The following is a 12537-nucleotide window of genomic DNA, read 5'->3' on the forward strand; positions in this document are numbered from 1 at the left end:
TTTTAAAGATAAAATTCGTTTGAAAAAATCGAAGAAGCACAAAACAGCTTTGTTTGAGGTTATACCAGGTAACGATGTATTAAAGGTTGCCAATGAAATAAAGGAAAGTGGCTTAGTGGAATGGTGTCAACCAAATTTTATTGCGGATAGAAAAGTTGGCAACCCTTTATATCCTGATCAATATTATTTAAATAACACTGGACAATTTGGAGGCGTAGCTGGAATAGATATTAATGCTCCCGAAGCATGGGCCCTTACTACCGGGTGTGGAATTAGAGTTGCAGTAGTAGATGAGGGGGTAGATAACCATAATGATATGAATGGGAGGGTAACAACGGGTTTTGATCCTGTAAACTTAACTAACCCGGGTCGTCCCTTGGTTGCCGCGGATAATCATGGAGTTGCATGTGCTGGAATAATAGCTGCCTCAAATAATACCATTGGAATAAGGGGTATTGCAGAGAATGCAATTATAGTACCTGTTAAAATATTTGCAAATGGTACAGCTTACACTGATTCTGATATTGGTGACGCGATTAATTGGGCTTGGGATGATGGCAATGCGGAGGTTTTAAGCAATTCATGGGGAAATGGTCCACCATCTTCAGATATAACAAATGCGATTAACAATGCTACAACCTCTGGACGTGGGTATCCGCCCGACGAACTACATGTTTGATTTCTGAATATTATTCTTAAAGGTCTGCGGGTAGAGATCTTTTAAGTTTTTGTGGTTGATTGACATGATATTTTCCAAGGCATATTTCAGCCACTGAAACGGGTTCACCTCATGCTTTTTGCAGTTGGCAAAGAACGAATAGATCATTGCTGCCCGCTGTGCCGCATCGTGGCTTCCGGCGAACAGGTAGTTCTTACGCCCCAGCGCAACTGGACGGATGGCATTCTCGACAAGGTTATTGTCGATCTGTAGGTTTCCATCGTATAGATACGCTGATAGCGCATCCCAACGTGCGTAGGCATAAGCCATGGCTTTTCCGATCTGGCTTTTGGGCAAGGTGTTTTTGATCTCTTCAAAGATCCATTTGCCCATTTCGTTGATGACCGGCAGTGATCCTTCCAATCGCAGTTCCTTTATCCGATCTGCGGACAGTTGTTCTTCTTTTACCCTGCGCTCTACTTTATAGAGTTCCTGTATCATCAGAAGTGCCCTTTCAGCTCTCGGGCGATCATTGTCCAATGCCTTTTCAAACTCACGGCGTGCGTGTGCCCAACAGGCCAGGTGGGTGATCTCTTTTTTCTTGCCATACTTTTCATATACGGCATATCCGTCCGTCTGAAGATAACCTTTGAAAGTGCCCAGTATGGACATGGGTGCACTGCTGCCCCGGGTAGGGCTATAATCAAAAAGCACAGTCCCATCCAATGGAGCGTGGTACACCCAATAATAACCTTGATGGGCAGCGCCTTTCTTATCGCTGTCCAATACTTTTATCGGTGTCTCGTCAGCCTGTAAATATCCTTTTGTTTTTGTGTCGAAGACCAATTGTTCATAGAGCGGCTGGAGTTTGATCAGGGCCTCCTTGGTCCATCCTTCGATCGTTGAAGAAGCGATCTGTATGTTTTCCCTTGCGAAGATCTGCTTCTGGCGGTATAGCGGGAGATGATCGACATATTTATTTGTTAAGATCATCGCTAACAGGCCTGCTCCGGGGATGCCTTTTTCGATCACCCGTTCGGGAAGTTCGCCAATTTTTATTTCATCCTGCTTTTTGGAAGCATATTTATACCGGATGTAGCGGTTGATATAGAACCTTGCGGGTTCGCACTCCAGTTCCTCGGTAATTTCTTTGCCAATGCATACCATTTCTGAAAGGTCGCCTTCGGGATGAATCTCAATCTCCACTACAGGAAGGTGCTGGGGTAATTTCGCACGGCCTTTATGATTGGGGCGACTGCGGGTGTATTCGATCTTTTGCTTGATTTCCTCTTGCTGCTCTACTACCTCTGCTGGTGCGGCTTCAAAAGGCAAAGAAGTCTGGTTGGGGTCGCCTTCGAAGCGCTCGCGTTTCTGTCCAAACTGCATACGCTTGTACATAGCAAGCTGGGATTCCAGATAGGTTATTTTTTATCACGTTCTGCCAAGGCTTCATCACGACTGGAAATAACCTTGATAAGGTCTTCTTTTGAGAGGTTTTCCAATGCCGTTTCCATACCATAAAGATACGGATTTTTCGCCGTTCTACCTATAAAAACACGCACAATTATGGCAGTGAATAACGTTTTTTTTGTATGCTGCTCACTATCTGAATTCCTTCGATCATCAGCACCAAATCACTCCATGATAGCTCTCCCTTTTTCAGTGTAGACCTGCCAAAAGTACCTTGTTCGAGACGCTTGTAATACAGTACAAAACTGCCACGTTCCCAGTGCAAAAGCTTAATGTGGGTACGGCTCCGGTTCAAGAACACAAACACCTCTCCGCTGGTGGGCTGTCGCTGCATCACCGATATGACCAGCCCGCAAAGACCATCGAAAGATTTTCGCATGTCGCAGTGAGCATCGTACAAATAAAAACGGTGCGAGGAACCTAGCGAGAACATCAGTAAAGATGGATAAACTGGGAAAGTAGACCAAAATCAGTATCTACATTGATCCTTACACCATCGGAATAGATAACTTCAGCTTCACTTTTTTGTCTGGCTTATAAATCCTTATAAAACGTCTGCCGCCCGCATCTTTCTCTTTACTGCGCGAAAACCAGTAATAAAATGTAGCAGTGCTGATCCCATTTTTCTCGCAGTAACGTTTCTTGCTCAGGCCGCTCTGTTGCCAGCCTGCTAGCATAGACAGCATCTGGACTCTGATTTCTTCTTTGCTCATCCTGCAAAGTTCCGCATTATACAACGCTCATGAAATATGCACTTGGTCGGACGGATACGTGTTATCGTATAACACTCTTGGAATAAAAGAAGGAGAGTTAGGTTATAAGAAACGGAAAATTCGTTATGAATTCCCCTATTTAAATCTGCACTATTTTAGGTATTTCTTGATTTTTTAAAGTAGTAATTAATAGATTATTGTATTGATAATATCTATGTTATTATTCAAACAGTAGTCTAATCACTTCAGTTTCATGACCTTTCTTTGTAGCCTGAAGGTACCATATCCCTCGTTCAAACTTAGTAATGTCAAGGCGATATTTATTACCATTTAAGTTTTTAGAATCTTTCAATAAGTCTTCTGCTGAAAGTACTAACTCTTTTTTAATACTTTTTTCGTTAATAAGTTCTATAGCATCAGGTAGCCCGACACCATTGGAAAGGTCGTAAAACTCTAATACAAGGTATTCTTTGGCAGGATTTGGGTATACTGCCTTAAAGAAAGCAGGAATATAAAACACAAAGTCCTCGTAATAGCTTCCACATGTGTTGGTGGCTGTAACTCGAACGTGCCTCGAACCATAGGTAGAAGTGCTGTGAACATACATTTGTGTATTTGCTGAGTTAGGAGAATAAATATCAATGACCATATCCCCTGATCCAGTATAATCATTATAATTGAATGAAGTAGAAGGGCTTTGTGTCTCTGCTGTAAGGTTATACAGGTTTCCAGGGAATACAGGAGTAGTACCCGCCGGAACTCCATCTATTTTTTTTGTAAGATTTGGGTTGCCTACCCATACAATTTGGGTAAGTTGAACATTACCGCATCCTGCATTTATTGTTACCGTAATAGTTACCTGTCCTTGTGCTGACCCTACTCTGGATGCAGCTCCTGTAGAAGAATTAATTGTTAGTATAGAGCTATTGCTTGAAGACCAGGAAACAGAACCAGCGGGTGTTCCCGAAAGTGTAAAATTCCCGGTTGAACAAATGATGGTTGGTCCGGAAATAGGACCACCAATGGCTGCTATGAGGGCAGCTTGGGCATTTAATCTTCCATATCCATAGGTATTATCGAAACCCGAAGTACCCATATCTGTTGCTGTTTGCTGAAGAATTGTTCTCACTTGACTTTCTGTCAGATTAGGATTAACAGCTAGTATTAATGATGCAACCCCAGATACCTGCGGTGCCGCGGCTGAAGTTCCGTTAAATCCATCAAAATAATCCCCTGTACTGTAACCGTTATTGCCAGGTCTGTCAATTGTTCTCACGTTTCCATCTGGGATAATGCAACCACTTAAATTCGAGGAACTTCTACCTCCAGAGGGAGCTACTAAATCCATTTCTGCTCCTCTACTACTATAATCATGGATGGCTCCAGTATTATCAATAGCTCCTACCGTAACGACTCCTGTGACATTTGCAGGAAATGCAACGCCATTGAAACAACCAGAACATCCCGAATAAGGATTGTAATTTCCTGAAGCAAAAACGACCACACACCCATAGCTAATACCCCCTCTGACACGCCCTAAAGTACGAGCATCTGTTATTTCATCAATCAGAGCATCTCCTCCCGTTGGTGTAGAAGTTGTAGTGAAACCCCACGAATTACTAATAATATCTGCGTTTCCGTGCGAAGGATCCCATGCCCTGTTCATTGATGTAACAATGTTGCCTATTGTTTCCCCTCCATGAAATATATTAATTGGATAAATCAAAGAATTTGGAGCTATACCAGCTATTCCTATATTGTTGTGTGACGCCGCCATTATTCCTGTACATGCCATTCCATGCCCTACCCTTTGATAAACAGAAGGGAGAACCTCCATACATACACTGGCCGGTCTTCCTAAGCCCAGAGAATCTAAATGAGTGTATCCATTAAGAACCCTGCCATCAAGATCATCATGGTCTTCTACACCATCGTCAAGCACTGCTATCCGAATATTATTACAACCGGTGGTAATATCCCATGCCTCGGGTGCATTTATATCTATCCCAGAAGTACCACCATATTGTCCCGTATTATTCAAATAATACTGCTCAGTGTACTTTGGATCGTTTGGGGTTATGCTCTTTTCAATTTGTGCTAAAAAATCAGGTTGAGATCATTTTACTAATCCACTTTCGTCAATTTTATTTGAAATTTCTAATACTTTCGAACCATCTAAAACTTTAAAAATATATGTACCACTGGATAATCTTTCTTTTAGCTCTAAATTGTGGTCTACTAGTTGAAGTATACGCTCAATTTCAACTCCTTTGTTTGGCCGTAAAAGAATGTCGCCATTAAAATAATATGGAGCTTGACCTACATAATATACCCATTGTTTGAAAACTATATTTGAAAGATCAATATTATCAGCATTTAACTTCTTATCTTCTATGAGAATAAACTGATCCGATCCAATAGGAAGTACTTTGTTGTTGATATTTTCCCTATTTAAAGCATTAATAATTTCTGTTAAATTGCTTTTATCCTTCACTTTAAGCAATACGCTGGACGAATCAATCCGCAGTTCAGTTTTGATATTCCTTATTGATACATATGGTGTTTGTGAAAACGACTGGAAACCAAATAACATACAAAGAAGACCTGTACAAAGTACAGTTACAATTTTCATAGATTATTACATTTTTGGTTGGACATAAATTTTATGCATACACTTTTTCCCGGAGCTGATGTATCTTCAGCCCATTGGAGGCATGTTTTTTCAAGTTGACAATTCTCATTTTTGGTTGTTGCCTCTATATCTACTATGAAATATATTTTCCCATTTCGGGTTTCATGAAAAGTATTCAATTCTTCATCAGATATTGAAGCATTTTTAATTAATATAGCATTGTTATATTTTTTTCCATTAAATGTCCATTTTTGACCTATCTGACCATTTGTAACATTTACTACTAAATAGCTTGGGCAAAAACCGCGGATAACCTCTCCTTCATAGCATTTGTCAGCACTAATTGGCTCCATTAATTCAGCAGAATCGCATTTAATAAAAAATGCCGCAATTGATATAATAATTAGACTTTTGAAGCCGAAATAAGATCTTTTAAACTTTTCCATCCTGATTTGATTTAGATAATTATTGAAATTCAAAATAGTATAAAAGTGCAATGAATTTAATAACAAGCAACTAAGAAAATAACACTAACCTACCAAAGATTAATAATACTATTTCCACCAATCGAAGACAAGTTTATGGCAATACTTAATTCTATAAGTAGATTAAGTTGTTTGTTATCAAATGTAATAATATTACAATTAAATAAAAAAAAAATCCAATAGAAAACTTATTGTACGGTAATAAATTTTTCCATTGCAATCAATCTTTTATGTTTTTTGCTTTTACTCTAATTATTTAGCAACTTTTGAATATTTCCATTTTGCTGTTGGATTCCTTTATTCTGTTAAATCAATCCAAGCACATGTTTTCTGACATCCTAACGCTGTCTAGCTTTGCATCATATGTACACAATACAAGCGAGTCCGGATGCTGTTGATGATAGCCAACTGGCTGGATAGGGGTAAAAGCAAAAATCAATGCTGTGCGGAAATTTTTAAACTACTATTAAGATGCAGTTTTAAGCTCCCCCATCTTAGTACCGTCTAAAAGGAGACAAAATACATTATGTTTCAGTCTGTTGTTGGGCTGCGTTCCGCTACGCTCCACTTCGCCCAACAACAGACTTTTTGTTTTTAAATGCCACAGGACTTATACCTCCTAGGCTATCATGTGGCCTATAATGATTATAATCCTGAACCCATTTTTGGCTAATTTCACGCACTTCATCTATACTTTCAAAGTATCCGCCCGACGAACTACATGTTTGATTCCTGAAGATTATTCTTAAAGTTCTGCGGGTAGAGATCTTTTAAGTTTTTGTGGTTGATTGACATGATATTCTCCAAGGTGTATTTCAGCCATTGGTACGGGTTCACCTCAATCTTTTTGCAAATGGCAAATAATGAATAGATCATTGCCGATCTTTGTGCTGCCTCATGACTTCCCGCGAAGAGATAGTTTTTTCGTCCCAGCGCAATGGGACGGATGGCATTCTCGACAAGGTTATTATCGATCTGTAGATTTCCATCGTATAGATAAGCTGATAGCGCATCCCACCTAGCGTAAGCATATCCCATAGCCTTACCGATCTGACTTTTGGGGAGTGTTCTTTCAAAGATCCATTTGCCCATTTCGTTGATGACCGGCAGTGATTCTTCGAGCCGGAGTTCCTTGATCTGTTCAGGTGATAGTCTTTCTTCTTTTGCCTTACGCTCGATCTTATAAAGCCCCTGTATCATCAGCAGAGCTTTTTCGGCTCTGGGACGGTCGTTCTGCAGTGCTTTCTCAAACTCTCTTCTGGTATGTGCCCAGCAGGCCAGGTGGGTGATATCTTTCTTCTTGCCATATTTATCATATGCCGCATATCCATCCGTCTGCAGATAACCCCTAAAGTTATCCAGCATGGATTTAGGCACGTGACCACCACGTGAAGGATTATAGTCAAACAGTACGGTTTGTCCAATGGGCAGCGATAGACCCAATAGTAGCCCTGATGGGCAGCGCCTTTCTTGTCGCTGTCCAACACCTTGATCGGGTCGAGTAGGTAAGGGGAATTTCACCCCGAACCTCTCACAGCACCGTGCGTGACAGTCTCCCGTCACACGGCGCTTCCAGATCAGCCTTTACTTTATTTAGTACGGTCTGGCAAGCGTCCAGTGGATGAATAGTTTTGGGTTCTGGTTATAGATTTTCCTCAACCACTGATGTGCTCTCCTTCTTCCCATCTTTTTACGTCTCATAACCCATCGTACCAACTTGAGGTTAATCCAATACCAAAGTCCGTACACCGTCCATCTTGAATACACACAGTAGTAATTAATCCAACCTCTGGCCATTGCGTTCAGGCGTTGGGAGATGTCTTGCAGCTTTCCCATGAAACGCCTGTTCACTACACTCTTCACTTTCTCTCGAACGGATTTCTTCGCATCCTGACTCATACATGGAAAATACGTAAGTTTCCAGCCGTTTTTGGTTGGCCTGCCCAAGGGTCGAAATGTATGACCAAGGAAGGTGAACGAAACCGGTACTGGATTTGACTCTCTGTGGATCGAGTTTTTGCAGTATACGATTTTTGTTTTCTCGCTGTTGAGTTCAAGTTTGCACTCCTTCATACGCTTGGTTACCGCATTCTTGATAAATACAGCCTGATTCCAAGTGGTACAGTGGATGATGGCGTCATCGCAATACCTTTCAAAAGGCATATTGCCGTGATGCTTTTCCATCCATTTGTCGAAAACGAAGTGCAGAAAGATGTTGGCCAGCAGGGGACTTATCACTCCACCCTGAGGTGTCCTTTTTCTCGTTTGTGCACTTTACCCTCACGCACTACGCCCACTTCAAGCCAGCGTTCGATGTACATGATTATCCATTTCTCATCGGTATATACACACACGGCTTTCATGAGTAGTTCGTGATCGATGTTATCGAAGAAGCCACGGATGTCCAGGTCCACAACCCAGCTGTAGTACCCACAGTTCCGCACCGTTTTGGCCAGCGCATCATGCGCACTCTTGTTCGGACGATAACCGTAGCTGTCCTGATGGAAGCTCGGCTCCACCTTGGGTTCAAGATAGCTTTTGACAACCTGTTGGGCTACCCGGTCTGACACCGTAGGTATTCCGAGTCCTCGATAACCTCCACTTTTCTTGGGAATTTGCACCTCCCTTACTGCTTTGGGATGGTAACTGCCCGAGGTCATACGGTTCCAGATCTTATATAGATTATCCGCTAACCGTTCCTCAAACTGTTCCAGACTCTGCGTATCAATCCCGGCACTCCCCTTATTTGCCCGTACTTTTCGGTAAGCATCCAACACCATTTTCTTGGTGATTGGATGTTGCTTTGTTTCATAGTAATCAATCATCCGTTTTACTGTTGTTGTTTATTATGAAACTGATCCGGTCACTCCCTTTCCTCCATTTCCATTACAGAAATTTCATCGGTACTACGGAGTGATCCGTCCCTATGGAAGGCTTTGGCAATTTTGACCTTGTACATGTGTTGCACTTGTGTCCTTGCCTTGGCATCCTCCCATAAGTTCCCTTGTTCCATACGATCGCCTGATCCAAGTTCCTGCGACCTCTGCACCGCCTGCCATCCAGCCGACACCAGTTTACTGCTGCTGGACTCTGATCTCGGCCACGAAACTTTTTGTCCGATTTTGGCAGGGTATCAGTCGATAACGATACTTTAATACAGCCGTTCACTTTCGTTCAGCTCCTTGGATCACACTTGATAGTTACATTACTACCTTTTCTCTCGTCGCTCAATACCACCCCCTTTCGGAAAGGCAGCACCACGGAGTAGTTTGTTGGGTATGTCTGTCATCCCCAACGGCAGGCCAAACTGCCATCAATCGTACAGCATGCAGCCTAGCCTTAGGCTGTTTCAAGGCACACAGTCTCATCCACCTGTAGGTAACCTTTTGCCTTCGTGTCGAAAACCAGCTGCTGATAAAGTGGTTCGAGTTTGATCAGCGCTTCTTTTGTCCAGCCCTCGATGGTCGATGAAGCTATGTTGATGTTTTCCCTGGCGAAGATCTGCTTCTGGCGGTACAGCGGCAGGTGATCCATATACTTGCCGGTCAAGATCATCGCCAGCAGGCCTGCTCCCGGAATTCCTTTGTCGATCCCCCGCTCCGGAAGTTCTGCTATCTTGATACCCTCCCCGTTTTTAGCTGCATATTTATAGCGGATGTAACGGTTGATATAGAACTTGGCAGGCTCACATTCCAGTTCTTCGGTAATCTCTTTGCCGATGCACACCATCTCCGACAGATCACCTTCGGGATGGATCTCAATCTCTACTACAGGAAGGTGCTAGGGTAATTTCGCACGGCCTTTATGATTGGGGCGACTGCGGGTGTATTCGATCTTTTGCTTGATTTCCTCTTGCTGCTCTACTACCTCTGCTGGTGCGGCTTCAAAAGGCAGGGAAGTCTGGTTGGGGTCACCTTCGAAGCGCTCGCGCTTCTGACCGAACTGCATGCGACGAAGCATCTCAACCTGGGCTTTTAAATAATCACGTTCCTGAGCGAGAGCTTCCCGTTCTTGCGAAAGTATGTCGCGTTCGCTGGTAAGCAAATTGATTTTTTTGTCTTTAGAAGAAGAGTCTTTGGAAAGTGATTTTATCTTTTCATCACGGCTGGAAATGACCTTTAGTAGGTCTTCTTTCGAGAGGTTTTCCAGTGCTGTTTCCATACCATAAAGATACAGATTTTTCGCCGTTCTACCTATAAAAACACGGACAATTATGGCAGTGAATAACGTTTTTTTTGTATGCTGCTCACTACCTGAATCCCTTCGATCATCAGCACCAAATCGCTCCATGACAGCTCTCCCTTTTTCAGTGTAGACCTGCCAAAAGTGCCTTGTTCGAGCCGCTTGTAATACAGTACAAAACCGCCACGTTCCCAGTGCAAAAGCTTAATGTGGGTACGGCTACGGTTCAGGAACACAAACACTTCCCCGCTGGTGGGCTGACGCCTCATGCCGGAAATTACCAGGCCGCAGAGACCGTCAAATGATTTTCTCATATCGCAATGCCCATCGTAGAGATAGAACCGGTGGGATGATCCCAAAGAAAACATATCAGTACAAATGGATCAACTGGGAAAGTAAACCGAGATCTGCATCTACCTTGATGCGCACACCGTTAGGATAGATAACCTCAACTTCCCCTTTCTTGCACATCTTATCGATCGATAAAAAGCTTCTTGTGCCAGGGGCATGGACTTTACTGCGCGAAAACCAGTAATAAAATGTAGCAGTACTGATTCCATTTTCCTCGCAGTAACGCTTCTTGCTCTTACCGCTCTGATGCCAGTCTGCTAGCATCGCAGACATCTGTAATTTCTTTTCTTCTTTGCTCATAAAGCAAAGGTCTGCTTAATAAACCGCTCATAAAATATGTACTTGGTCGGGCGGATACAACTATTCTAAAATCTATGCATGTGTTGAGGATACTGGAACGAGGCAAAGGTTACGGCAATTAGTGCGTGAACTTGAACCGTTCCCTGAAATGGTATCAATTGGTTCTGAACAGGAGCTTATTAGTTTACTGCAAAAATCACCTGAGAGACCGACAGAAGAACGTAAAAAAGGTTACAGAATAACGGTGCAGCACAAAGCTATAACCCCTGAGGAAGCCAGTATTAAACGGGCAATTATTGAAAGTATCGCTAGGAATACAAAACCTTAATGATTCCCCTCTATGAGTTTTTCTATAATCTTTTGGAGGCGTTCAATCTCAGCATTCTTAGCAGCTAACATCTCGTCATACAACTCTTTGGGAGTAGAGGTATAGGTTTCAATATTACCGATGGCTTGCTGTGTTCCTTTATTAGATTGAAAGTTTATAATTACTGGTTGATGACTCATGATATCAAGAGGGCTAACATTAAGTACACTAGCAATTTTTTCAATCATTTCTCCCGTAATCTTTATCTTATCACTCTCATATAGTGAATATGTACTTTGAGAAATATCGAGTTCATCTGCGACATTCTCCTGAGAAAGCCCCCTCATTTCACGTATCATTCTAATCTTTGCTCCGTACATGGTATCAAAGGTATAAAGAAAAATTATATCAATAATATTTTATTAGAATGGTTAATAAGGTTTTTTTCTAAGTCTTTAAAACTTTGTCAGGAAAATCAATAACACTATGAAACCCATTATCATTTTCTTTTTATTTTTATTACCCCCCATTAACGAGCTATAGTCAAATAAGATTCGATGCTGAGGAAATGGTCTTTATGTATTACCTCAAAGATTTTTTGGGCGATAAAGCACAATCTTATAGCCAGTTTAATGATTCCTATTACAAACAATATTGTGAAATCTTTCATACCAAGGAGTTCAATAAGTCTATGAATGAATTTGATAGGCAAGAATTCCGTGCCAAAATGCAGGAAAGGATGAGAGATGGTATAAGAGCAGTAATAAATAGAGAACAATTTTATTACCTCAGAGAAGCTAGACTCAGTGAATATAATTTTGGGGCTCAATTATTTAGTTTCCCAGGTTCTGCCCTACCGTATTTTAAGTATTTCTTTTATGCCTCAGATGGTGGCGTAAGGATTAGGTTAAATACCGTGAATGAGAATAAATTCAATTTCGTCTTAAGAATGACCCCTGAAAAAGCACGGGAATATTTAACAAAACACCCAAATCGAACAGTTTACTTACTACAAACCTATTCATTTCTTGATGAAAAACAACAAACAGGCACTTGGACAAATGAGAATGTGAGAAATAAAACTGTATATGTCACCCTTAATAGTGTTCTTGTCTTTTCTGATAAAAGTAGGAGGAATCTAATTGCCTCCTTTGAGCCAGCAAACCAAGACTAACAGAAAAAACTTGTTTATCTACAATAAGTTAGTTATCATTGTATTATGAATACGAAAACTTCAAATAGTTACGATACGGATTAGTAGAATGTATTCATGGTTACGCCATAGAATACACGCCCAAAGCCACCACGGTTTTGGGCTTTTTTATTGCCCTACTCTCACCAACGCTCACTTATTTTTTAGCATATTAACATGGCTCATAAAGTATGAATTCTATCAATACTACTTTCTCTTTCGTCCTCAGATATTTGCTTTCCCAAAC

14 protein-coding genes and 3 pseudogenes are annotated in these 12537 nt (G+C 41.6%); 3 read left to right on the forward strand and 14 right to left on the reverse strand.

What is annotated here, in order from left to right; all coding sequences use genetic code 11:
• Window positions 1–19 precede the first annotated feature (19 nt).
• Complete coding sequence (locus LBYS_RS11090; protein WP_049781369.1) at window positions 20–679, forward strand: S8 family serine peptidase; 660 nt, start codon at window positions 20–22, stop codon at window positions 677–679.
• On the opposite strand, the pseudogene tnpC (LBYS_RS11095) reads toward LBYS_RS11090, so the two are convergent.
• The 13 genes and pseudogenes from tnpC (LBYS_RS11095) to tnpA (LBYS_RS11140) all read right to left on the reverse strand — a co-directional run bounded on the left by tnpC (LBYS_RS11095) (window position 668) and on the right by tnpA (LBYS_RS11140) (window position 10791).
• Window positions 668–2172: pseudogene (gene tnpC, locus LBYS_RS11095) on the reverse strand (IS66 family transposase). The gene LBYS_RS11090 and the pseudogene tnpC (LBYS_RS11095) overlap by 12 nt on opposite strands.
• Before the next feature lie 50 nt (window positions 2173–2222).
• Entirely contained in the window at window positions 2223–2561 is a 339-nt protein-coding gene (gene tnpB, locus LBYS_RS19940) for an IS66 family insertion sequence element accessory protein TnpB (RefSeq protein WP_013408957.1), read from the reverse strand.
• A 55-nt stretch (window positions 2562–2616) separates the two neighbouring features.
• On the reverse strand, window positions 2617–2841 hold the full coding sequence (tnpA, locus tag LBYS_RS11105) for an IS66 family insertion sequence element accessory protein TnpA (protein ID WP_229310412.1): 225 nt from the start codon (window positions 2839–2841) through the stop codon (window positions 2617–2619).
• 220 nt (window positions 2842–3061) lie between these two features.
• Window positions 3062–4882 (reverse strand): S8 family serine peptidase, encoded by a 1821-nt coding sequence (locus tag LBYS_RS11110; RefSeq protein WP_041823640.1) that lies wholly within the window; start codon window positions 4880–4882, stop codon window positions 3062–3064.
• Between the two features lie 75 nt (window positions 4883–4957).
• Window positions 4958–5473, reverse strand: coding sequence for a hypothetical protein (locus LBYS_RS11115; RefSeq protein ID WP_041823641.1), 516 nt, complete (start codon window positions 5471–5473; stop codon window positions 4958–4960).
• Entirely contained in the window at window positions 5470–5919 is a 450-nt protein-coding gene (locus LBYS_RS11120; protein WP_013408958.1) for a hypothetical protein, read from the reverse strand. Before LBYS_RS11120 ends, LBYS_RS11115 begins: the two co-directional genes overlap by 4 nt.
• 596 nt (window positions 5920–6515) lie before the next feature.
• Entirely contained in the window at window positions 6516–6725 is a 210-nt protein-coding gene (locus LBYS_RS19945; RefSeq protein WP_083794578.1) for an integrase core domain-containing protein, read from the reverse strand.
• Window positions 6676–7454 (reverse strand): annotated as a pseudogene (gene tnpC, locus LBYS_RS11125) (IS66 family transposase); the annotation flags it as partial. The pseudogene tnpC (LBYS_RS11125) and the gene LBYS_RS19945, both read right to left, overlap by 50 nt.
• A gap of 97 nt (window positions 7455–7551) precedes the next feature.
• The gene (locus LBYS_RS19760; protein ID WP_262494800.1) at window positions 7552–8196 is read right to left on the reverse strand and encodes a reverse transcriptase domain-containing protein; all 645 of its coding nucleotides are present in this window, start codon (window positions 8194–8196) and stop codon (window positions 7552–7554) included.
• Complete coding sequence (locus LBYS_RS19445; protein ID WP_222836511.1) at window positions 8193–8783, reverse strand: reverse transcriptase domain-containing protein; 591 nt, start codon at window positions 8781–8783, stop codon at window positions 8193–8195. The genes LBYS_RS19760 and LBYS_RS19445 overlap by 4 nt, the downstream gene beginning before the upstream one ends.
• Window positions 8784–9318: 535 nt before the next feature.
• Window positions 9319–10248 (reverse strand): annotated as a pseudogene (locus LBYS_RS20000) (transposase); the annotation flags it as partial.
• A complete protein-coding gene (gene tnpB / locus LBYS_RS19960) occupies window positions 10170–10508 on the reverse strand; it encodes an IS66 family insertion sequence element accessory protein TnpB (RefSeq protein WP_013408721.1) in 339 nt (112 codons plus the stop codon). The pseudogene LBYS_RS20000 and the gene tnpB (LBYS_RS19960), both read right to left, overlap by 79 nt.
• A gap of 1 nt (window position 10509) precedes the next feature.
• Window positions 10510–10791, reverse strand: a complete 282-nt coding sequence (gene tnpA / locus LBYS_RS11140) for an IS66 family insertion sequence element accessory protein TnpA (RefSeq protein ID WP_013408959.1) — start codon at window positions 10789–10791, stop codon at window positions 10510–10512.
• Window positions 10792–10912: 121 nt separating this feature from the next.
• Here tnpA (LBYS_RS11140) and LBYS_RS11145 point away from each other — a divergent pair, with 121 nt between their 5' ends.
• Window positions 10913–11119 carry a hypothetical protein gene (locus LBYS_RS11145; protein WP_148225812.1) on the forward strand — a complete coding sequence of 69 codons (207 nt, stop codon included), beginning with the start codon at window positions 10913–10915 and terminating at the stop codon, window positions 11117–11119.
• On the opposite strand, the gene LBYS_RS11150 is transcribed toward LBYS_RS11145, so the two are convergent.
• Window positions 11116–11478, reverse strand: a complete 363-nt coding sequence (locus tag LBYS_RS11150; protein WP_013408960.1) for a helix-turn-helix domain-containing protein — start codon at window positions 11476–11478, stop codon at window positions 11116–11118. The genes LBYS_RS11145 and LBYS_RS11150 overlap by 4 nt on opposite strands.
• A gap of 197 nt (window positions 11479–11675) precedes the next feature.
• Here LBYS_RS11150 and LBYS_RS11155 point away from each other — a divergent pair, with 197 nt between their 5' ends.
• Window positions 11676–12272 (forward strand): DUF4852 domain-containing protein, encoded by a 597-nt coding sequence (locus LBYS_RS11155; protein ID WP_041823644.1) that lies wholly within the window; start codon window positions 11676–11678, stop codon window positions 12270–12272.
• Window positions 12273–12537 lie beyond the last annotated feature (265 nt).

The sequence above is a fragment of the Leadbetterella byssophila DSM 17132 genome, from assembly GCF_000166395.1.
GTDB classification, from domain to species: Bacteria; Bacteroidota; Bacteroidia; order Cytophagales; family Spirosomataceae; genus Leadbetterella; species Leadbetterella byssophila.